This is a genomic window from Anabaena azotica SJ-1, from assembly GCF_047275885.1.
Classification (GTDB): domain Bacteria; phylum Cyanobacteriota; class Cyanobacteriia; order Cyanobacteriales; family Nostocaceae; genus Trichormus_B; species Trichormus_B azotica_A.
This window is the reverse complement of sequence record NZ_CP178454.1, coordinates 1,607,350-1,628,583: the sequence shown is the minus strand read 5'-3', so window position 1 is coordinate 1,628,583 and position 21,234 is coordinate 1,607,350. Positions and strand designations below refer to the sequence as shown.

20 protein-coding genes are annotated in these 21,234 nt (G+C 38.1%); 12 read left to right on the top strand and 8 right to left on the bottom strand.

Features of this window, described 5'->3' with window-relative positions:
* The first annotated feature begins 285 nt into the window (after positions 1–285).
* Positions 286–972, top strand: a complete 687-nt coding sequence (locus ACLLO5_RS07040; RefSeq protein ID WP_413174765.1) for an SDR family oxidoreductase — start codon at positions 286–288, stop codon at positions 970–972.
* Between the two features lie 56 nt (positions 973–1,028).
* Here the strand turns inward: ACLLO5_RS07040 and ACLLO5_RS07035 are convergent, their stop codons facing one another.
* Positions 1,029–1,487, bottom strand: coding sequence for a secondary thiamine-phosphate synthase enzyme YjbQ (locus ACLLO5_RS07035; protein ID WP_413176024.1), 459 nt, complete (start codon positions 1,485–1,487; stop codon positions 1,029–1,031).
* Between the two features lie 5 nt (positions 1,488–1,492).
* Here ACLLO5_RS07035 and tnpC point away from each other — a divergent pair, with 5 nt between their 5' ends.
* Positions 1,493–2,965 carry an IS66 family transposase gene (tnpC, locus tag ACLLO5_RS07030; protein WP_413174764.1) on the top strand — a complete coding sequence of 491 codons (1,473 nt, stop codon included), beginning with the start codon at positions 1,493–1,495 and terminating at the stop codon, positions 2,963–2,965.
* Between the two features lie 114 nt (positions 2,966–3,079).
* Here the strand turns inward: tnpC and ACLLO5_RS07025 are convergent, their stop codons facing one another.
* Positions 3,080–4,246: a pyridoxal phosphate-dependent aminotransferase gene (locus ACLLO5_RS07025; protein WP_413174762.1), complete on the bottom strand. Its 1,167-nt coding sequence runs from the start codon at positions 4,244–4,246 to the stop codon at positions 3,080–3,082.
* 494 nt (positions 4,247–4,740) lie between these two features.
* On the opposite strand from ACLLO5_RS07025, the gene ACLLO5_RS07020 reads away from it, so the two are divergent.
* The 4 genes from ACLLO5_RS07020 to rppB all read left to right on the top strand — a co-directional run bounded on the left by ACLLO5_RS07020 (position 4,741) and on the right by rppB (position 8,200).
* A complete protein-coding gene (locus tag ACLLO5_RS07020) occupies positions 4,741–5,175 on the top strand; it encodes a DUF1830 domain-containing protein (protein WP_413174761.1) in 435 nt (144 codons plus the stop codon).
* Between the two features lie 323 nt (positions 5,176–5,498).
* Positions 5,499–5,960, top strand: a complete 462-nt coding sequence (locus ACLLO5_RS07015; protein WP_413174760.1) for a DUF4079 domain-containing protein — start codon at positions 5,499–5,501, stop codon at positions 5,958–5,960.
* Between the two features lie 93 nt (positions 5,961–6,053).
* Positions 6,054–6,755, top strand: a complete 702-nt coding sequence (rppA, locus tag ACLLO5_RS07010) for a two-component system response regulator RppA (RefSeq protein WP_413174759.1) — start codon at positions 6,054–6,056, stop codon at positions 6,753–6,755.
* Positions 6,756–6,880: 125 nt separating this feature from the next.
* Positions 6,881–8,200: a two-component system sensor histidine kinase RppB gene (gene rppB, locus ACLLO5_RS07005; RefSeq protein WP_413174758.1), complete on the top strand. Its 1,320-nt coding sequence runs from the start codon at positions 6,881–6,883 to the stop codon at positions 8,198–8,200.
* Here the strand turns inward: rppB and ACLLO5_RS07000 are convergent.
* Both ACLLO5_RS07000 and ACLLO5_RS06995 read right to left on the bottom strand, forming a co-directional pair.
* Positions 8,160–9,461 carry a hypothetical protein gene (locus tag ACLLO5_RS07000; protein ID WP_413174757.1) on the bottom strand — a complete coding sequence of 434 codons (1,302 nt, stop codon included), beginning with the start codon at positions 9,459–9,461 and terminating at the stop codon, positions 8,160–8,162. The two genes, rppB and ACLLO5_RS07000, sit on opposite strands and share 41 nt — an antisense overlap.
* 1 nt (position 9,462) lies before the next feature.
* Entirely contained in the window at positions 9,463–10,548 is a 1,086-nt protein-coding gene (locus tag ACLLO5_RS06995; protein WP_413174756.1) for a PLP-dependent cysteine synthase family protein, read from the bottom strand.
* 135 nt (positions 10,549–10,683) lie between these two features.
* Between ACLLO5_RS06995 and ACLLO5_RS06990 the strand changes: the two genes are divergently transcribed.
* Entirely contained in the window at positions 10,684–11,244 is a 561-nt protein-coding gene (locus tag ACLLO5_RS06990; protein WP_413174755.1) for a hypothetical protein, read from the top strand.
* Positions 11,245–11,328: 84 nt separating this feature from the next.
* Positions 11,329–12,084, top strand: a complete 756-nt coding sequence (locus ACLLO5_RS06985; RefSeq protein WP_413174754.1) for an ATP-binding cassette domain-containing protein — start codon at positions 11,329–11,331, stop codon at positions 12,082–12,084.
* A 136-nt stretch (positions 12,085–12,220) separates the two neighbouring features.
* Here ACLLO5_RS06985 and ACLLO5_RS06980 read toward each other — a convergent pair whose 3' ends face one another.
* Positions 12,221–12,991: a response regulator transcription factor gene (locus tag ACLLO5_RS06980; RefSeq protein WP_413174753.1), complete on the bottom strand. Its 771-nt coding sequence runs from the start codon at positions 12,989–12,991 to the stop codon at positions 12,221–12,223.
* Between the two features lie 511 nt (positions 12,992–13,502).
* On the opposite strand from ACLLO5_RS06980, the gene ACLLO5_RS06975 reads away from it, so the two are divergent.
* The 3 genes from ACLLO5_RS06975 (at position 13,503) to ACLLO5_RS06965 (ending at position 17,105) form a co-directional block, all read left to right on the top strand.
* Positions 13,503–13,757, top strand: coding sequence for a DUF6761 family protein (locus ACLLO5_RS06975; RefSeq protein WP_413174752.1), 255 nt, complete (start codon positions 13,503–13,505; stop codon positions 13,755–13,757).
* Positions 13,758–14,219: 462 nt separating this feature from the next.
* The gene (locus tag ACLLO5_RS06970; RefSeq protein WP_413174751.1) at positions 14,220–15,404 is read left to right on the top strand and encodes a LeuA family protein; all 1,185 of its coding nucleotides are present in this window, start codon (positions 14,220–14,222) and stop codon (positions 15,402–15,404) included.
* Positions 15,405–15,602: 198 nt separating this feature from the next.
* Positions 15,603–17,105 carry an MFS transporter gene (locus ACLLO5_RS06965; protein ID WP_413174749.1) on the top strand — a complete coding sequence of 501 codons (1,503 nt, stop codon included), beginning with the start codon at positions 15,603–15,605 and terminating at the stop codon, positions 17,103–17,105.
* A 57-nt stretch (positions 17,106–17,162) separates the two neighbouring features.
* Here the strand turns inward: ACLLO5_RS06965 and grxD are convergent, their stop codons facing one another.
* From grxD to ACLLO5_RS06950, 3 genes are all read right to left on the bottom strand, one after another.
* Positions 17,163–17,486 carry a Grx4 family monothiol glutaredoxin gene (gene grxD / locus ACLLO5_RS06960; protein WP_413174748.1) on the bottom strand — a complete coding sequence of 108 codons (324 nt, stop codon included), beginning with the start codon at positions 17,484–17,486 and terminating at the stop codon, positions 17,163–17,165.
* A 131-nt stretch (positions 17,487–17,617) separates the two neighbouring features.
* On the bottom strand, positions 17,618–17,857 hold the full coding sequence (locus tag ACLLO5_RS06955) for a BolA family protein (RefSeq protein WP_413174747.1): 240 nt from the start codon (positions 17,855–17,857) through the stop codon (positions 17,618–17,620).
* 205 nt (positions 17,858–18,062) lie between these two features.
* Positions 18,063–18,626 (bottom strand): hypothetical protein, encoded by a 564-nt coding sequence (locus ACLLO5_RS06950; protein WP_413174746.1) that lies wholly within the window; start codon positions 18,624–18,626, stop codon positions 18,063–18,065.
* A gap of 267 nt (positions 18,627–18,893) precedes the next feature.
* On the opposite strand from ACLLO5_RS06950, the gene ACLLO5_RS06945 reads away from it, so the two are divergent.
* A complete protein-coding gene (locus tag ACLLO5_RS06945; protein WP_413174745.1) occupies positions 18,894–21,005 on the top strand; it encodes a S8 family serine peptidase in 2,112 nt (703 codons plus the stop codon).
* Positions 21,006–21,234: the final 229 nt, after the last annotated feature.

Sequence of the window (21,234 nt, the reverse complement as noted above, 5' to 3'; positions counted from 1 at the left end):
AATTCTAACTAACTTAGGCGACAATTTACTGTTTCTAGAGAAACAGTTATAGGAATAAATGAAGTGTATTATTTACCAGACAAGCATTTTTTGTAGTAATCTGATTTCTCAAATTGAGCAAACTAAGATATATTAATTATTTACGGCAGATTGCAGATCAATGAGATACAGAATCTAAATTGAAACCTAGACAGCAAGAGAGTTTTACTCCTGACTACTGACTTCTGACTCCTGACTCCTGACTCCTGCTGTATGTAACCAAAGCATCTATCTGAGAAAATATCTATGTCAAGTACATCTTACATTTTTGTAGCTGGTGCAAGTCGCGGTGTTGGTCAAGAAATTGCCAAATATTTAATAGCCCAAGATATGAAAGTAAAAGCACTCTTCAGGACTGAAATTGCTGCTAAGGAATTAGAAGCTACAGGTGTTCTGACAGTGATGGGAGATGCTTTGAATACGAGTGATGTTGAACGGGCAATTTTAGGAGATGAACCTATCCAAGCAGTGATCACTACCCTTGGTGGTTTACCTACAAACGATGTCAAACCGGATTTTATTGGTAATAAAAACTTAATTGATGCCGCAGTTAAAGCAGGAGTACAAAAGTTTATTCTTGTAACTTCCATTGGTGCTGGTGATAGTGTCATTGCTATGCCTCCTCAAGCATTAGAGGCACTCAAACCAGTGTTAATTCTCAAAGAACAAGCTGAACAATATTTGATGAATAGCGGACTGAATTATACAATTATTCGTCCTGGTGGTTTAAAGTCAGAACCAGCAACAGGAAATGGCATTTTAACAGCAGATCCGCGTATTGTTGGTAGTATTCATCGTGCTGATGTTGCCCAATTAGTTTGTCGCTGCTTAAATTCTACCAATGCTAATCATCAAGTTTTGTCAGCCTTAGACAAAAACATGATTTATCCAGGTTTACCAGAATTTGTAGAATTTGATTTGGGTAATTGGTAATTGGTAATTGGTAATTGGTAATTGGGAAAAATTATCACCCACTCACCAGTCACCAGTCACCAGTCACCAGAGATTTGTAACAATACTGTTCTTTTTCGCGCACCATCTAATTCAAAAAATAATACAGATTGCCACGTTCCTAATGCTAATTTTCCATCAACAATGGGAATTACTTCACTGGTCGTTAACATCATTGCCATGAGGTGAGAATGGGCATTTATGGGTTCATCTTCAGGAACATCTCTTAAATGCAGATCATTGTGTAAATATTTATCTGTTTCCGGTGCTAATTTATATAAAAATGCTTTCACATCTTCCAATAATCTCACTTCATTTTCGTTGATAGCTAACGCTGTTGTGGTGTGTCGAGAAAATACTAAGACTTGACCATTTCTAATTGTGGTTGCATCAATAACTTCTTGGATTTGTGGGGTAATATTATGAATATTTATTCCCGGTTCGTAAGGATTCAGGTCGGGGGTATTGACAAGTGTGAGATGGGAAGCAGAATATATCAATTATGGAAAAAAACCTGCCCCCAAAACTAGACAGTGAAACCTTGAGACAGTTGGCGACAGAGCAACTGGTAGGGATAATCATGGAGCAGGCGCTCGCCATAGAAGCACTAAAAACCAGAGTAATAGAACTAGAAATTGTAATAGAGAAACTCAAAGCTAGCAGAGATTTAGACAGCACAACATCATCGAAACCACCATCAGGAGACATTCTCAAAAAAACCGAGAACAAACAAGAAGAGAACTCAGAAGAGAGCGAGACACCAAAACGGAAACCAGGCGGACAACCAGGGCATCCAGGAAAAACGAGAAAGGGGTTTGGCAGAGTCGATAGGTTTGAGATATTAAGGCCGCAAGTGTGTAGTTGCTGTGGTCAGAGGGAATTGTTTGGCGAACCCATAAAAATAGAAACGCAGCAAGTAGCACAGTTGGTAGACAGACCAATAGAAATAGTAGAATATCAAAGATATAGCTGTATTTGCAGCCAGTGTGGAGAAACACAAACAGCAGACTGGTCACCAGAGATAGTACCAGGACAAGATATAGGAATTAGACTGCAAGCTTTTTTGGGATGGATAAATAACTACGGACATTTACCCTACGAAAAACAACAAGAATTGTTGTGGGAACTAGGTCAAATAGAAATTGGGGTAGGAACATTAGTCGCCACAAATGAACGAATAGATAGTGCAGTGGCTCAAAGTATTGACCAACTGAAAGAGTGGATAAAACTTACCCAGCCCAATATCCATGCAGATGAAACACCCTGGGTAGTAAAAGGGGTAAAAGAATGGTTATGGATTTTTGCTAATACCGACTTCGCTCTATTTCATGCGGCGGATACTCGTTCTCGTGCGGAATTGGAATCTATCCTGGGTTCAAGTTATGAGGGTGTACTCAGTTCTGATGATTTTAGTGCCTATAACGGTTATCCAGTCAAAGCTCAACAGAAATGTCAGGCACATTTACGTCGTCATTTCAAGAAACTCATTAAGCTTCCTGGATTGAATAACCAAGAGATTGGGTCAGCATTCATCAGCCTTATAGATGAAGGTTTTAAACACTACGCTTTATTCCAACAAACCCGAAACCTTGATGAATTCTTGAGTTGGGCATCCGAGTTTAAACAAAAAGTTGAAGGAGCTATTCATTTCTGGATTGATAAAGCTGGAGGGGAAGCTGGTAAACTTTTACGCTCCTTACGCAATAAAGCTCATCAATGGTGGTATTTTTTAGACCACCCGCACATACCCCCTGATAATAATTTAGCCGAGCGAACGTTACGTTTAGCCGTGACAAAACGAAAAGTCAGTGGCGGTTCTCGTTCTATGGAGCGGTTTCAAGATACTGCCAATTTATTGACGGTTATTCAAACCTGTCGTCGTCAAGGACGTTCTGTAATTGAGTTTTTTGACCAAGCTATTAAAGCTATGGTTAATCCTTATGTCCAGACCCCGAATTTAATCCCTCAAATTTAGACCTGAATCCTTACCCCGGTTCGGTGGTAATTTCTAGTAGTTTGTTAATAATTGGCATGGTTTTGAATTTGGTTTTTGAAATATTAATCAGCCTGTACCCGATTTTATCTGTGGTTATGATAAGATGATTTGTAGTCCTTTGACTAATCTTTCTATTCCTGCCTTGGCTGTATCTTGCTGCAATGCACCATAAGCCACGCGCAAATAACAACCGTTTTCCATGCCAAAGGTTTTACCAGGTATGACTGCTACTTGATGTTCTTGAATTAATCTTTTCACTAATTCAAAATCATTGATTTGTGTATGCACTTTCAAGAAAAAGTAAAATGCTCCATTTGCTGGTGTAATAGTACATAAACCTTGGAGTTGATGAAGTGCATCAATAACTATTTGCCTAGTTTGAAAAATTGTTTTGATATTATCTCTTAAATAATCCTCTTTTGCCTGTAATGCCCCCAATACAGCATACTGGGAAATAACAGGAGGACAAATTAAAATCGTATCTTGCACTTTTTTGACTGCATTTAATAAATGTTGAGGAATTACCATATAGCCAATACGCCAACTAGCAAAACCATAAGCTTTTGAAAGGCTATAAAGCGAAATTGTATATTCACTACTTCCGATAAATGCACCAGGAGAAGTGTGCTTTATTCCTTCATAAGTAAAATATTCATAAGCCTCATCGCTAATGTGATAAATTCCTCTTTCTCGACAAATTTCATTAACTTGCTTTAATGTGGTTTCTGAATAAACTACACCTGTGGGATTATTAGGCGAAATTGTGACAATGGCACGGGTTTTAGGTGTAATTGCTTTAGCTATTAATTCAGGAATTAGTTGATAATTTTCGTTTGTTCCTACTAATACTGGATGACAACCCGCCATTGTAATCGCCATTTCATGATTGAAATAGTAGGGGATATTTAATATAATTTCGTCACCAGGAGAAGTAATTGCTAAGATGGCGTTCATAAAGCCCATATTGCTGCCGGCTGTGACAACAATACAATTGTCTCCGTTAATGTCAATACCGTTAAAATTGGCTAACTTTGCTGTTAATACTGTTAATAATTCGGGAATTCCTGTAACGGCTTTATAAAGATTATTTGTGGAGTTATTAAGGAACTTAGGTAATATTTCTATTGCTTCTGGTGGTGGGCTATAATGAACTACACCTTGTCCTAAAGAAATTGTACCGGGAGAGTTTTTGATGAGTTCTCCGACTACAGGAATAATTGGTGATTGTACCGCCTCCATGCGGGAAAATTCAGAATTCATAATTTATAATGTGTAATTCGTAATTTGTATTAATTAAATATTACAGGTATATTTTTATCTTAACCAGACTAGTACCGCTTCGCGGAAGTCAAAAGTCAAAAGTCAAAATGAAGACAGCATAGGATGCTCGGAGATTGAGAATGGTTAGTTTATTTACGCCGTGCTGTACTAGAACGTGATTCCAATTAAATATACACAAGCTTGTATAGGTTTAATAGATATGGGGGATTGACAAAAAATATAAAATATGTTACGACAAATAAAAAAATATAAATAATATTTATCAAAGTATATAATATCCAGATCCTAGTTTTTTACAAGAAGTCGGGCATCTATTCTTTTTGTCAGGGAATTTTTATAAAAAAAACATAACTTTAGATAGAAATAATGCAGAAAATACTAGTTGGTAGTCGGAGTTACAGCAAGTGGGGATCAGGCGATGTTAGTTTTGCTTATGTAATGTAGAATTGTGGCGTAAAAGCTCCTCAGCAGTTATGGCTCAAATATTAGATCCTCTACCACCGGAGCAATCGGGGAAAATTCTCTGCTGCTACGTCAATGCCACGAGTAAAATGCAGGTGGCTCGCATCTCCAATATTCCTAACTGGTACTTTGAAAGGGTCGTGTTTCCTGGACAAAGGCTAGTTTTTGAAGCCCCGAAAGAAGCTCAGATGGAGATTCATACCGGAATGATGGCCAGTTCCATTTTATCGGATACGATTCCATGCGATCGCCTGGCACTCAGAGAACCCACCAGTGATGATGGTGATCAAGACTCAACACCAGGAAAAGAAACTACAAGCACCAATGTCATGGTGTCCGAAATTCGTACAAAAATTGAAGATACCACAAAACCTTTACTAAATATCACCGCCAGTATGAAAACCCACCAGTCACAGTATGAGTTTTTATTGAACCTGGGAGTGTGACCTCTGGGAAGGTTTGAAATGGCAAAATTTCAAAAATTGCTGGATTAGCATGAGTTGATAAAAAAATAATGTTTCTGAATTTACAGGTTGCTGAACTCAGCAGCCTTTTTTTATGATGTTCACAGAATGATTGCTATGGAATGGGTTAGGGTTGTAACCGTATAGGTAAAATATTTCTGGCTTTTTGGGTATTATTTAAAGTTTGTAAGCTTAAAAAAGGATTTTTGTCAGAAAATTGACAAGAAATCGTGGGATGTTTGAAAGCCCACCAGTAACAATCTCAAAATTCCTGAATTTTCAATCAAAACAACACAAAAACTCTTATGCATCTACCTTCTTTCTTATGGTTGTGGAAAATAGCCGCTTGGTCTATGGGGTTGTCAATCTTAGCTTATACTTGTTTAGGTATGACAGGTTTCTGGCTATGGCAAGTCAGAAACACAGGACGTTCTCCCATTGGTGTTGTATTACCAAGGGTCAATAGTATAGTAAAGACTTTTCATTATACCATAGGTATAACTATGGTTAGTTTAGTGCTGCTACTTTTAGCAATCGGCATTGTTGGCACTTTAGGACATTTTGGTTCTTTAGGTCACTCTTCACATCTAGTTGCTGGCTTGATAGTAGTAGCCTTGGTTTTAGTGTCCGCTTTTAGTGCAACTCAAATTAGTCTAGGAAAAATTTGGGCTAGACCTTTACATATAAGTTTGAATGTGGTTTTATTTATAGGTTTTGCTTGGGTATCTTTCACTGGTTGGACTGTGGTGCAGAAGTATTTACCATAATTGGTTAATGGGTCAGAAATTCATTGATATTTCCCAAAATTATTGAATTCCTGACTCCTTGAATTACTTGAACTTCTTTTTAAATTTTTACTTATGCGTTTGTTATTAGTTGAAGATGAAAAAGATTTAGGAATGAGTATTCATAATGCTCTTACTAAGCGAGATTATATAGTAGATTGGGTAGAAGATGGAGCAACAGCTTGGGATTATTTACATATAGTACCTCAAAGATATGAAATTGCCATTTTAGATTGGATGATTCCCAAGATATCAGGATTAGAATTATGTAAAAAATTAAGATTAGAAAAAAATCAATTGCCAGTTATGCTATTAACAGCTAGAGATACTATGAATGATCGAGTAACTGGTTTAGATGCAGGTGCAGATGATTATCTTGTCAAACCTTTTGGAATGGAGGAATTATTAGCAAGAATTAGAGCATTACAAAGAAGATTACCCAACTTTCAACCACCACAATTACAAATAGGTTCTTTAATGTTAGATTATGGTAATTTTTCAGTGGTGAATTTAGATTCTAAGAATTATCCACCAATTATCCTGACAGCTAAAGAATTTCAACTTTTAGAATATTTTATGCAACATCCCCAACAAATATTAACTCATGATCAAATTCGCGCTCGACTTTGGGATTTTGAAAGTGATACGGTGAGTAATGTTGTGGCTGCACAAATAAGATTATTAAGACGCAAATTATTAGAATGCGGTTTTCCTACAGCAATTGAAACTATCCGTGGTTTTGGTTATCGTTTTTCTGTTTCAGGAAATAGGGAATAATAATTGTTGTCAGTTGGGTTAAAAACCTTAATATTATCAGATTTTTTTATTTTATAAATATAAATTTTTGCTGCGCTATCGCTTAACCCAAACTACATTTTTACTATTATAAAATCTCAATTCTCATGAATAATAATTCACTATTTAATAATTCTCGTTTTAAATTAGCTATTACCTATGCTGGGGTTATGGGTGCGACTTTATTAATATGTGGTTATATCGCTCATTTTGTCATGCTAAAAGCTTTTACTCGCACTATTGATCGAGAATTAGAAGTTTTGGGAAAGGTATTTGAAGATAAGCTAAAAACTCAATTAAAAACTCCAGGAATTTTACCTCCTAATATTAGAAAATCTTTTCCAGAAATTTGTTTTAAAAAACAATCTTGTGTAAAAATAAAATCTGAATCAGCAGTAATGAGTTTATTATCACAAGGTCATTATGTTAGGTTATTAAATTCCCAAGGTGAAGCTATTGCTGCTATTAATCATCGTCCTGATGAGTTTACTGATAATATCACACTTCATCATTCTTATGATATCAGAAATCGCCATGGTGAACTATATCATTTACATCTAATGCCTTTAAAAATCAATAATAATCAATTGTGGGGATATTTACAAGTTGGCAGATCCATACAACGATTAAATGATTATATGAATAGTCTACATTTGTTGTTATTATTGGGTATTCCTACTGCTATGATTATTATTGGTGGTGGGGGTTGGTGGTTAGCTGGTTTAGCTATGTTCCCTATTAAAAAATCATATCAAAAATTAGAACAATTTACGGCTGATGCTGCTCATGAGTTACGCACTCCTATTTCATCTTTACAAACAATTATTGAATCTAATTATATTCCCCCAGAAACCCAAGCAGCACTGGGAAGACAAATTAAAAGATTGGTCACTTTAACCCAAGATTTGTTATTATTATCAAGGTTGAAAAGTGGTTTACAGGAAGTAAAAATACAACAAATTTATTTAAATGATCTAGTTGCAGATGTGGAAGAAGAATTGTTGCCGTTGGCTATGATTTCTCAAGTTTTCTTATCTTTGAATATTCCTGAAAGTTATCATCTTTATATTCAAGGCAATGAAGATCAAATTTATAGAATGTTGTTGAATTTAGTGAATAATGCTATTAAATACACCCCTGTAGGTGGGGAGGTAAAAATTAATATTTCAGCAAATAATCATCTAGGTTTTATTACTATTGAAGATACAGGTTTTGGTATTCCTGCTGCTGATATTCCCCACATTTTTGATCGCTTTTATCGAGTTAATCTAGATCGTTCTCGCAATACCGGAGGATCGGGTTTAGGTTTAGCTATTGCTTTGGCTATTGTCCAAGCGCACAAAGGTAAATTAGAAGTACAAAGTCAGGTTGATAAAGGTAGTAAGTTTACTGTGATTTTGCCCCTCGTTTCCAAAGTAAATAACTAACTTCAACTAACATAGATGTAATCATGGCCATAGCGGCGGCCATTGCCCCATTCATGCCGTTGTTAATTGCAAAAGTGACAATTATTAATAAAGTTCCTGTTCCTAACCATGTAGATAAATTTACGTGACCTGTACGATTTTCACTCACCAAAAAACCCTGAGTTGCATTTTGTAAAGCTACAAATAATGGCACAATGGTACAGATTAAAAGAACTGGTTTAATGTTGTTGGCGAGGGTGAGATCATTACCAATAAAACTTTGAACAATGCGATCGCCTATTGGTGTTAAACTCATCAGTAATAGAATGCTAGAACAAGCACCACCAACACTGATAGCAAAAGTCAGTAATTGGCGATCGCTCACTTGATGACGATATTTAATCACCATTTGCTGTACCATACGGGTAGAATTGGCAATTACCAAAACTAAACCCCAAGCCGCAGACCAAGCAGCAATGGCAATTGTCGCATCTTCAGCACGAGCAAGAATGCTAATTAATATCGCCCTTCCACCCCAAACAACCATCATAGAATTAGCCAAGGGTAAATAGAACTTCCATACCTGTGCTAAATTCCGAGGTAAATTAGGTTGTTCTATTTGTGGTGGTAAAGTTGCCCCACTACGACTAGCAAAAATTGTTACAGCGATGGCTTCCACTATCACCCCACTAATGAGGGCAAATCCAGCAAGTATACCCCCAGATATTTGTAATAAAAATCCGGCGGTGAGGACTATTGCTAATGTAAATAACCTGAAAATACTAGCTGTGGCAACAGCGCGGGACTGACCATGATAAATTAATAATCCTTGAAAATAACGCCGCCATGCGATCGCCAACGGCCAACCGCCCATTAGTAATAATACTTGACTAACTGTAACTAACATTGCTGAGGGAATCCCCAACAGACTTACACCCACAAAGTTAAATATAATCGGTAGTCCCAACAAACTTAATAAAAAAGTTAGTCCACCACCTACTAATAATGTAAACCGCCACAATGCCTTGCGTGAATCTTGAGAACCAGCTAAAGCGTTAGCAGCGTGCAGAATCATAATAATCGGACTTTCAAAAAATATCGCCAAAGATTTGGCAATACCTACAGCCGCTAGGTTAATTTGAGCATCAGGAAGATGAGCTAATGTAGTGGTCATCATCGGATCACCGCAGGCCATAGTCACATCACTGAGGGATAAAGGCAAAAATTCCCGCCATAAAGTCCCTAAACTAACTTTTTTAGATGAAGATTCTTCTAATTTCACTTTAATTCTTAGTTACGATATTCAAGGGTACAGGTGACAGATTAGCAACTGCTTCTGTAAGATATGAATTTTGCAGGATATTGATATTGTTTGCAGTTAACCAATCGGCATTGTAAACAGTTTCTAAATAGCGATCGCCCCGGTCAGGATTAAGTAGTAACATAGTTTGAGGCTGAGTAAAACTTTGGGCATCCGCTAAAGCTGCGGCCACAATTGCACCAGTGGAAGCACCTAAAAGCATACCTTCTTGTTTAGCCATAGCATGACACACTGAAAACGCCAAACCATCATCAACGCTATAAGCCGCGTCTAACACTTGCGGGTCAAAATTGGGGGGAACGAAGGATAAACCCAGTCCAGTCATCTTATAGGGGTGTCTGGGTGTACCAAAAATAGCTGATCCTGCTACATCTACACCTATAATTCTCGTTTGGGGATAATACTTTTTAAAGTAGCGACTGATACCACCTAATTGTCCCGCTGTACTGACTCCAATAGCGATCGCATCCGGCGCACCACCAAAAGCGGCTTCAATTTCCCCCGCAGTCCAGATTGCATGGGCATCAGTATTACTAGGGTTTTTATGTTGGCAGGGATACCAAGCACCAGGAATATTTGTAGCTAATTCCTGAGCTTTTGCCATTCTTGCTACCTGCATCGAACCTTGAGCATCAGCAGCACTCAAAGGGACTTCAACCAGTTCCGCACCATAAGCAGTGAGCATTCTTCGCATGGTTACAGGAGTCTTAGCATCAATCACAATCATCACCCTGTAACCCTTGGTTGCACCCACAATTGCTAACCCAATCCCAAAGTTACCAGAACTCGACTCGACAATTGTACCTCCTGGCAATAATAAACCTTGTTTTTCAGCTTCATTCACCAGATAAGCAGCATTTTTTTCTTTAATACTTCCACCAGGATTACAAGATTCTAATTTGAGATATAAATGATGATGTTGACAAACTGAATGAATTTTATTTAACCGGACAATGGGAACTTTACCTAATGCTTCTGTCACATTTTCAAACAGAAGTGATGATGGTAAGCTGTTTGTGAGGGTTGCTTCTGGAGAGTAAGTAAGCATTTGTATTAGCTCCATACTGTTCATCTCTCAAGATGCCAACCTTAGATGAAATGAAGATGAAATTGATAATGGGTAATTTGGTTATGAATATTATTTTTGTTTAGAATAAGAAAGAAAAAGTATGAAAATCGAGCCGTGACAGCAAATTTAACCGATACTTCAACTTCTATTTTTCGTCTGTCTCCCTTGATTAGAATTACTCTGTTAACTCTATATGTAGCCTTGACAGTCCCCTTACCCTTTTTAGCGGAATTTACCAAAGCACCTACACCACCAGAATTATTATGGGTAGGAATTAGCATCGGTTTTGTGGGATTATATGCAGTGTTGACCCAAAGAGTAATGGTAGATGACCAGGGAATTCAAGTTTCTTACCCCGTTTGGATTCCGCGCTTTTTTCGCAAAGGTTGGTCTTTAGCTTGGTCAGATGTCAAAAGCTTAAAACCCCGCACGACAGGTCAAGGCGGTTTAGTTTATTATTTTCTCAGTCAAGACGGAAAAGCCTATTTACTACCCATGCGTGTAGCTGGTTTTAATCGTTTGGTCAAGATTGTTCAAGCAAAAACAGGCATTGATACTACAGATGTTCGTCCTTTAGCCCAACCTTGGATGTATGTGATTTTATTTTGTTGTACTCTTTTATTGTTATTGGTAGATGCCTGGACTATTAATACTGCTATTTTGGGTAATGGGTAATTGGTCATTTGTCATTAGTTAATCTCCCCAGCACCCCTGCTCCTCTGCTCCTCTGCTCCCCATCACCCCACAACTTTATTTTCTATGCTCAGGCTAGAGCAAGTTAATCTGTTTACGAGGCTGAAAAGTCAGGCTCAAAATAATCTGCCAGGATATCCAATTTTACAGGATATTTCTTTTGTGGTCTTTCCTGGCGATCGCATCTCAATTGTCGGTTCTGCTGGTGCTGGCAAAACTTCTTTGCTGCGTCTCATTAATCGTTTAAATGAACCTACCAGCGGTAAAATTTATCTAGAAAATCAAGAGTATCACCAAATTCCTGTGATTCAGCTACGTCAAGAGGTAACACTTGTACAGCAAGAATCTAGGTTGTTGGGGATGACAGTTCGAGAAGCCCTGGCTTATCCTTTAGTTTTGCGTGGCTGGTCTAAGCAGAAAATTCAGGAACGAGTGAGTTATTGGCAAGAACAACTGCAAATTCCTGATCAATGGTTAGGACGCACTGAAGTACAGCTTTCAGCCGGACAGAGACAATTAGTGGCGATCGCACGCGCCTTAGTCATCCAACCAAAAATTCTCCTGCTAGACGAGCCAACTTTCGCCCTAGACCCTGGTAACGCTTCCCGCTTGCTCATCATCCTCAACCAACTGACTCAAATTCATAAAACCACGATTCTGATGGTAAATCACCAACTTGACCTAGCCCAACAATTTTGTAATCGGTTATTACACCTCCAACAAGGTCAAATATTAGCAAATCAACAAAGTTCTGAGATCAACTGGGAAGAATTCAAAACCACCTTGATGCAAGCACAATATCAAGCATCTGAGGAATGGTAATTGGTAATTGGCATTGGGCATTGGGCATTGGGCATTGGGCATTGGTCACTCATTATTCTCCCCCTGCTCCCCTGCTCCCCTGCTCCCCTGCTCCCCTGCTCCCCTGCTTCTTCTTCCTGTCACCTGTCACCTACTCCTAAGAACTTTGAGTAGCAAGGGTAGAACGTGGATTACTGAATCTCTCTTTCGCTAACTTTGTTTGTGATTGTGGAACATTCGCATTCAAAATTTCCATATTAAATCTATATCCCACATTGCGGATAGTTTGGATTAAACTGGGTTGACGCGGATCAAGTTCCACTTTTTTCCGCAGTGACAAAACATGAGTATCAATAGTACGCGGATTATCAATAGCGTCAGGCCAAGCACGACGCAATAATTCCGATCTACTCAAAGGTACTCCCCCAGCTTGCGCCAAAACATACAGCAAACTGAATTCTTGAGGTGTTAAATCAATAAACTCCCCTTGAAAACGGACACGGCGCTGTACCAAATCAATTTGTAAAGCGCCATAATCCAAGTAAGCTGGTGCAGTGGGTGTCCGCTTGCGACGAATTAACGCCTCTACTCTAGCCAGAAATTCTTGCATCCCAAAAGGTTTGCTTAAATAGTCATCTGACCCAGCTTTTAAACCAGCAACCACATCCGCTTCATTGTTTCGAGCAGATAGCATGAGAATCAAAGGCTGTTGCTGACGATGTAACCAACGACAAAATTCAATACCATCACCATCTGACAAATCCGCATCTAGAATGACTAAAGTTGGTTGATGGCTTAAAAACACTTCCCTTGCTTGATATATACTGGCGGCTTGATGTACTCGGTATTCCAGTTGTTGCAAGTGCCAACCTAGCAACGACCTCAGATGGGGATTCCCCTCAACGATTTCAATACAAACCGATCCCACAGTGGCAAGACCCCTTAGCGTCGATGACTTTCAAATTAACAATCTCAAGCTCAAGGTTTTGTAGTCTTTGTTACTTCAACTGCTATGATCTTTACAATTGCCCATATAAAACCTTGCAATAAATTTAATTTTGGTAATTTTGGCTTTGCTGATTTCTAAATTCGTGATTTTTTGGGAGTGAGGCCAGCAATTTTTTGTTCGCTGGTTTTACATCTTCCTAAAGAGGTATAATAAAACTTCGCTCAGTCTATGGCCAAATAGGCAATAGGCAACAAGAGCTAATTAAAAACCTCAAAAACAGATTTTGGCAAGCAAAATCATAAAAATAGTTTACCAAATTCTCAGATTTCGAGGTTTCTAGAATAGGATCTAATTAGGTTTTTAGCTGCTGGGGGGTCAGACCCAACGTCAAAATCTTAACTTTGGGTTAATACTTAAGAAAGAAGTTCTACTTCACTTTCGAGCGTGAATCATTTACAATTCTCATTCCCAAGAGATTAACACAGCAGTTATGCTCCAAGACACACAAACCATCCGTTATTACCAAAGACTTACTGACGCCTTCGTCGAGTTATGGAATCGCGGTTATCGTATGGATGATATGCGGATGTATTTGGATGGGTATCTAGCCGCGCTGCGACAAAGTAACGCCATTGAGCCTTATCTGATTCATCGTTTAGAAGAGGAAGCAAGCCGCTACTTGTACGACGGATCAAACTTTGCCATGACACAACCAGAACCAGAACGACAGCACGGCTACTACTAAAGATATTTCACTAGGCTGTTGGTTACTACCATTGTATCGCCGCAGATGATCATAGCACACTTTTTGTATTGGTCAACTGTATCCAACGGTATGAAATTTTGGAAATACTGTTTTGAAAAAGAGCATCCCCTCAGTGTTATGCGACTGGGGGGATTTTTGGCTAAATATTAGGATTACTATGTGATTTATAAAAAAATTAGGTATTCAGGACTTACGTAAAACAGAACGAAAGTAGCGGTAATTCATGAATTACTCCTACCAAAGAATAAGGTGTTCAACCATATCTTTGGTAATCTTATGTTGATTTGATTGATCAAGTAAGCAAAAACTTAATCTCTATAGAGAAGTGATTAATTAATCCTATCTTAACCATCATTTCCTTTTGAAGATATAAGATTTGGATAAACTTAATCTAAGTATTAGTAAAAATGTGGTGCTGAATTTTATCAATTTATAGTAGATATGATTCAAATTCTTGATTCTACCTTGAGAGAAGGTGAACAAACTCCAGGTGTTTATTTTTCTCCCGAAACAAAGTTAGTGATTGCCCAGTATTTAGACCGCATCGGAATTGATATTATTGAAGTTGGTAATCCGGCTGTAGACAGCGATATAGCATTAGCTATTAGCCAAATTGCCCATGCTGGACTTAAAGCTAAAATTGGCGCTCATTCCCTTTGTAGAATAGACTGTGTACAGAAAGCTCTAGATTGTGACGTAGATTTTTTAGGAATATTTTTTAGTGTTTCCCCACAAAGATTGTATCGTGACTATAACATTTGTTTAGAGAAAGCTATAGATAAAATTGTCGAAGTTATATCTTATGCTAGAACACAGAAAAATGATTTATTAATTCGCTATACACCAGAAGATACTGTGCGCTCACCTATAGAAAATGTAATTGCAGCAACAAAGGCAGCAGTAAAGGCAGGGGCGAATATCATTAGCATTGCTGATACAACTGGATATACAAATCCTTTTCATCCCCAGCGGAGTATTTATTATTATGTAAAAACAGTGAAAGAAGAACTAGGAAAAGAAGGATTATATCCACAAATAGAAGTGCATTGTCATAATGATAAAGGGTTGGCTGTAGCAAATGCCCTAGATGCCTATAGAGCAGGTGCAGATATTATTGATGTTGCTGTGATGGGATTAGGTGAAAGAGCAGGGATTGTAGATTTAGCTGAATTATTAATAAATTTAATAGATATGGATGAGGAAGAAAATTTTTGGCAACTTAGCTATTTAAAAGATTTATACGATTTTGTTAGTGAACAGTCTCATATCTCAATTCCTCCTCATCAAGCTGTAACAGGAAAAAATGCCTTTACTCACTATGCTGGTGTTCATGTCAAAGCTGTAGCAAAAGATGAGAGGCTCTATCAAAGTTTAAATCCCGAAATTCTAGGGATAAAAAGTAGCGTAGCTTTAGGTATGCAGTCGGGGTACGCTGCTGTGGAACTAGCTATTAAACAGATTGGTAGGGAAGATTTGGTTAGAAACAAAGATTTAATAGCTAAAATTCTTAAAGAGATTAAAGAAATTTCTAAAAGAGGAACACCAATCGACATTGAAAAAGAACTGCCAGAAATTATAGAACGTTGTACTATTAAACAACTTATGACTAAGATGATTTCAGGTTAATGAAAAAATTTTAATATTTCGGTTGAAAGATTGAAATCAAAGAGATATCTGAAAATTTTTTCTTACCCCGACTTTGATGAATTTATTCACCTCTTGTGAAGCAGTAAGGGTGGCTCTCGATAAAACCTGATTCTTCTCATATATCCACTAAAATAACAAAATTTAACAATAGATCAGCATATTAGTTAACTAGCAGACATGATAGTAATAGCAAAAGACCAAGAAGAGCAGTCTGAAAATACAGGAGAAGAAAAAAAAGCATCTAGCAAATGGTGGTCAATACTAGGGATTAGTATCGGTGTATTCATTTTTGCACTGGATGTTTATATAGTTAATTTAGCTCTGCCGATTATGGTGGAATCACTGCATACTAACTTTGCGACTATACAATGGGTAGTTTTAAGTTATCTATTAGCGATCGCAATTTTTGTACTGAGTGCAGCAAAATTAGGAGATATGTGGAGCAAAAAGCAGCTTTACATCATGGGACTCATAGTTTTTACCCTCAGTTCCCTCTTGTGTGGACTTGCACCAAATGTTGGCTTTTTAATAGCCTTTCGCGCCCTTCAAGGACTGGGAGCAGCATTTATTTCAGGACTGGGAACGGCAATGATTGTAGAAGTATTTCCAGCCAAGGAGAGAGGACTCGGCTTAGGTATTAGAGCCGGAGTATTTGGACTAGGAATTATGTTAGGGCCAACAGTAGGAGGACTACTAATTACGTTAGGAGACTGGCCTTTAATATTTTTAATTAATGTGCCAATTGGCATTATCGCTTGTTTAATTGTTTCTTATCTTGTACCACCTACTGCAATTAATTTCACCAAACCAAGTTTTGATGTCATTGGTACATTAATTCTGACTCTAAGTTTGACTTGTTTTACACTTGGTATCACTTTATTACAAAGCGAAGGATTTGGTTCTCATACAGCTTTAAGTTTACTGATTATATCTGCCATCAGCTTGGCTTGTTTCTTAATAGTTGAAGCACAGTTAGCAGAACCCATGCTAGATTTGAGAATTTTTCAATCTATGGAGTTTAGCATTGGTTTATCGCTGAGGTTTTTAGGAAACTTCGTAATGGCAGGAGTTATCTTTATGCTGCCTTTTTTCTTGAAATTGGTTAAGCATTATCCTACTGAACAAGCAGGTTTATTGTTAGCAGTACCACCAATTGTTATTGTCTTGACAGCACCGATTGCAGGGATACTTTCTGATCGATTTGGTTCACGTATTATTAGCTTAATTGGACTAGTATTAATGGCAATTGGGTGCTTAGTTGTCAGCACTTTTGATACTCAATTAACTATAATCAGTTATGTTCTAGGAATTATTCCCTATGGCTTAGGAGTAGGAATGTTTCAATCTCCCAATAATAGTGCCATTATGGGGGCTGCACCCAAACATAGTTTAGGTATTGCTTCAGGATTGTTGTCTTTATCGAGAATTTTGGGACAAACAGCAGGAGTCCCACTAGTGGGGGCTGTGTTTTCTTTTGTGACTGTTACCAATGCTAATTTGACCATGAATATTGACGTTACGAATGCACCGATTGAATCATTAGTTTTTGGTACACAAATTACCTTTCGTGTTGTCGCTATTTTGTTGTTAATATCTACAATGCTTACCGTTAGTTTATGGCGGCTAGAAAAAAATAATTGGATATTATCCTACTCCAATTTTAATAAAAAAAGCCCTTGAAAATTGGATATTCCTCCTAGTTTTCAAGGACAATCAAAACAGACAGAAGTTAATATTTTAGGAAGCTAGTGCTACTTCCACTAATTGTTGTAATGAACCTTTTTGATACATTTCAATCAAAATATCAGAACCACCAATAAATTCACCATCAATGTAAACTTGAGGAATAGTTGGCCACTCAGAATATTCTTTGATTCCTTGACGAATTTCCGAATCAGAGAGAACATCAACTGTCTCAAAAGGAACTCCCAATGTATTGAGAATCTGAACAACATTGTTAGAGAAACCACATTGAGGCATCAACTTGTTTCCTTTCATGAAAACCATAATCTTGTTCTGTTTTACCAAGTTATCAATTTTCTCTTTGAGTTCTGGAGTCATGGTTTTTTAGTTCCTGATTGCTAAGATGGGAAAGTCAATAGTTAATAATGCAATTCTAGATTTTGATTTGTGAACTGGAGGTATTTTATTCTCAATTCAAAATCTAAAATTTAAAATTATTTTGTTGCTTGTCAAGCTTCGTCGGGAGTGGAAGTTTTGAGAGCTAAGGCATGAATTGCTTCAGTAGACATAGCTTGTTGCAACGCACCATATACTAACTTGTGTTGTTTTACCAGTCCCTTGCCTGCAAACTGCGATGAAACTACTGTTACCTGATAGTGATCACCGCCTCCGGTCAAGTCTTGCACCTGAACTTGTGCGTCTGGCAGTTCCGCCTTGATCATTTCCTCAACTTGCTGCGGAGTAATCATCGCAATTCCTGAAAAAAACTTACTTCTCTATTATTAACGCAAGTTGCTAGTTAGGATAGAAGGCTGGAGTCAGAAGTCAGGAGTCAGGAGTCAGGAGTCAGGAGTCAGGAGTCAGGAGTCAGGAGTCAGAAGGCAGAAGGCAGAAGGCAGAAGGCAGAAGGCAGAAGGTTATTGATTTTCCCCCTGCTCCCCTGCTCCCCAGTCCCTATTTTCCCCCTTGTCGCGGATAGGCTGTATCCACAAAACCTAATTCAAGAAGTTGTTGATAGGCTTTTTTGCCTAATTCGCGTGTGGGGTTTTGACTCTTAATAATTTGAATCAATAACGGTATAGCTAGTTCTGGCTGATTTAAGGCTCGATGTACCAATGCTAACTGATAGGTGGCTTCGTCTCGTTTTTGGGCAGTGTCTAGGGCTTTTTTCCTTTGAGAATCGGATACTCTGATATCAATGCCGGAAAAACTGGCATTTAAATCTTGGTAAAAATTAGATAGCTGATTATAAACTTGGCGTGCTTCTTGGAGTTTTTTAGCAGCTAAGGTATAGTTTTGACCAGAAACTGCTTGTTCTGCATCTTTCATCAAGCGATCGCCCCCTTGCATGCTCAAAAAGCTGTTATTTTGGCTAGTAGGACGCAGAGTGTTCGGGTCATTACCATCTATAGGTTGTGCTTGGTTATTAGTTCCGGGTAACTGTGTTACCTGAGCCTGTACAGGTGATAGCAGACCAAGGACTGCTAGGAGCGATAAGGATGTAGCAGTAAGGTTCATGGGATGAGTTAGTGTAACAAGTCTATAAAAAATTTAAGCAAACTTCAGGTATCTTAACTCGGTTTGTCTCCGATACAGCACAGCTGACTTGAAAAAGCAAAGGATATAAAATCAATGTTTTATGTTGGTGTATTCCCTACCCTATTTTCGGTCAGTTTCAGATGCAAGGGTTTTGAGCCTATCTCCTATAATTAATTTCTCTGGTTTAGACTGTAAAGCGGTTGAATAGAGTTCCCAGTTTTTCTGCATATTTCCTTGATTAACATTATGAGCGATAGTCTTAATTCCTCTGATTTACAAAAAACCACAAATGAGCTTGTAAACAGTGTGGATGTGGTTTTACAACGTGGTGGGGAAGAGTTGATTTTAGAAAAAGTTTTATATCGTTTTACCATCCGTTTAGCTGCGGAGTTTCCCCGTGAACAATTATCTAATATAACTTGGGGTGTTTGGCAACGCACTATACCCAAAGCCCAACTGGAATTATTCACTGTTAAACCTGAGCAATTAGAAACAGCTATGTCTCAGGCACGGGATCACAAAAATGTAGTTTTTGCTAGTCATGTTTACAAGTTCAAAGATAATCCTGGAACTTTTGTTTATCTGAGTGATCAAATCACAATTCAATTTGCTACTTGGGTTGATACAGCAAAAATTAAGTCTATAGCTACTACTTTCAAGTTAGTTGAAAATAAACCAATATTAGGACTACCCAATACTTTTGTATTTTTCGTTAATAAACAAGCTACGGACAATCCTATTAAAATTACAAATCAATTGCAATCACTTCCTGAAGTTTTAGCGGCTGAACCAAATATTTTTATTCAACAAGAACCACATTATAAACCTGCTGATTCTCTTTACCCTGAACAATGGTATCTCAACCACAATAGCGGTAATTTGTTAGGAATTGGTTCTCATATTTCTGTAGAACAAGCTTGGGATATTACTCGCGGCTTGCGTTCTGTAGTTGTGGCAGTTGTGGATGATTCTTTTGATTTGAATCACCCAGATTTTCAAGGTATGGGTAAAGTTGTTGCTCCTAGAGATTTGAAAGAAAATGATTTTTTACCTTTGCCTGGAGAAAAAGAAACTAGTCACGGTACTGCTTGTGCAGGGATAGCAGTGGCAGAAGAGAATGGTACAGGAATTGTGGGAGTTGCTCCTGGTTGTGCATTGATGCCAATTCGGACAACGGGATATTTAGATGATGAATCTATTGAAGATATCTTTAACTGGGCAATTGATAAAGGTGCTAGTGTAATTTCTTGTAGTTGGGGTGCATCTGCCGTTTATTTTCCTTTATCTTTACGTCAAAAAGCTGCTATTACCCGTGCTGCTACTCAGGGAAGAAATGGGAAAGGATGTGTAATTGTGTTCGCGGCTGGTAATGCTAACCGCCCCATTGATGGTGTTATAAATGAGCAAAATTGGCCGAAGAATATTTTACAAGGTAAGACGGCTTGGTTAAGTGGTTTTGCTCTTCATCCAGATGTAATTGCTGTTGCTGCTTCTACTAGTTTGAATAAAAAAGCTGCTTATAGTAATTGGGGTGCAAATATTTCTGTTTGCGCTCCTAGTAATAATGCTCCTCCAGGGATGTGGTTTCAGGAAACGGGGTTTGTTTACACACAACCAACAATTACTACTGCTATTTCTGGGTTGGGGATGTTGACTACAGATCAGTTGGGGGCGGCTGGTTATAATCCTGGTAATTTTACTAATAATTTTGGTGGTACTTCTAGTGCAACTCCGGTTGTTGCTGGTGTAGCGGCGTTAATTTTGTCAGCTAATCCTAATTTAACGGCGCAAGAAGTGAATCGGATTTTACAAGAAACTACAGATAAAATTGTTGATCCTGATCCTGATTCACAGTTAGGTTTACGTGGGGGTAGTTATGATAGTAATGGTCATTGTATCTGGTTTGGTTATGGTAAAGTAAATGCTGCTAAGGCTGTACGTGCAGCAGAGCAGTTGCGGATAGTGGCATTAAATCCTAGTCAAGAAATAAGGGTTGAAAATAAAAAAGAAATCATGATTCCTGATTTTGATAAGCTAGGAATTAGGAGTGCGATCGCTATTAATCAAAATGTTACTGTTGCAGATATTCAGGTAACAATTAATATTGTTCACGATTTTTTAGGAGATTTAGAAATTTATTTGATTGCTCCTAATAATCAACAAGTTTTATTACAAAGTCGGACTCTGGGGAGACAGACTCAGTTACAAAGGACTTATACTGTGCGATCGCATCCTGTTCTTAAACAATTACTGTCCTTAGCTGCCAAGGGACTTTGGCAATTACAAGTTATTGATTATTCTCCTCAAGATATGGGTAAATTGAATAGTTGGGAATTATTGCTAGGGTATGGCGGTTAAACTCGGAGGTAAGCGGGGGAGCAGGGGGGCAGAGGAGCAGGGGAGCAGAGGAGCAGGGGGGCAGAGGAGCAGGGGAGCAGAGGAGAAGGGGAGCAGAGGAGCAGAGGAGCAGGGGAGCAGAGGAGAAGGGGAGAAGGATTCACGGTTTTTCCGTAAAATTAAAAATATGCAAATTAAAGGTTTTTGACTAGGGAAGTACCAAAAAGCTAGATTTTGCTAAAAAAGTATC

Bases quoted from the DNA above. Each gene is read 5' to 3' on its own strand.
- ACLLO5_RS07040 (WP_413174765.1), top strand. From the start codon at position 286: ATGTCAAGTACATCTTACATTTTTGTAGCTGGTGCAAGTCGCGGTGTT.
- tnpC (WP_413174764.1), top strand. From the start codon at position 1,493: ATGGAAAAAAACCTGCCCCCAAAACTAGACAGTGAAACCTTGAGACAG.
- ACLLO5_RS07025 (WP_413174762.1), bottom strand. From the start codon at position 4,246: ATGAATTCTGAATTTTCCCGCATGGAGGCGGTACAATCACCAATTATT.
- ACLLO5_RS07020 (WP_413174761.1), top strand. From the start codon at position 4,741: ATGGCTCAAATATTAGATCCTCTACCACCGGAGCAATCGGGGAAAATT.
- ACLLO5_RS07015 (WP_413174760.1), top strand. From the start codon at position 5,499: ATGCATCTACCTTCTTTCTTATGGTTGTGGAAAATAGCCGCTTGGTCT.
- rppA (WP_413174759.1), top strand. From the start codon at position 6,054: ATGCGTTTGTTATTAGTTGAAGATGAAAAAGATTTAGGAATGAGTATT.
- rppB (WP_413174758.1), top strand. From the start codon at position 6,881: ATGAATAATAATTCACTATTTAATAATTCTCGTTTTAAATTAGCTATT.
- ACLLO5_RS06995 (WP_413174756.1), bottom strand. From the start codon at position 10,548: ATGCTTACTTACTCTCCAGAAGCAACCCTCACAAACAGCTTACCATCA.
- ACLLO5_RS06985 (WP_413174754.1), top strand. From the start codon at position 11,329: ATGCTCAGGCTAGAGCAAGTTAATCTGTTTACGAGGCTGAAAAGTCAG.
- ACLLO5_RS06975 (WP_413174752.1), top strand. From the start codon at position 13,503: ATGCTCCAAGACACACAAACCATCCGTTATTACCAAAGACTTACTGAC.
- ACLLO5_RS06970 (WP_413174751.1), top strand. From the start codon at position 14,220: ATGATTCAAATTCTTGATTCTACCTTGAGAGAAGGTGAACAAACTCCA.
- ACLLO5_RS06965 (WP_413174749.1), top strand. From the start codon at position 15,603: ATGATAGTAATAGCAAAAGACCAAGAAGAGCAGTCTGAAAATACAGGA.
- grxD (WP_413174748.1), bottom strand. From the start codon at position 17,486: ATGACTCCAGAACTCAAAGAGAAAATTGATAACTTGGTAAAACAGAAC.
- ACLLO5_RS06955 (WP_413174747.1), bottom strand. From the start codon at position 17,857: ATGATTACTCCGCAGCAAGTTGAGGAAATGATCAAGGCGGAACTGCCA.
- ACLLO5_RS06950 (WP_413174746.1), bottom strand. From the start codon at position 18,626: ATGAACCTTACTGCTACATCCTTATCGCTCCTAGCAGTCCTTGGTCTG.
- ACLLO5_RS06945 (WP_413174745.1), top strand. From the start codon at position 18,894: ATGAGCGATAGTCTTAATTCCTCTGATTTACAAAAAACCACAAATGAG.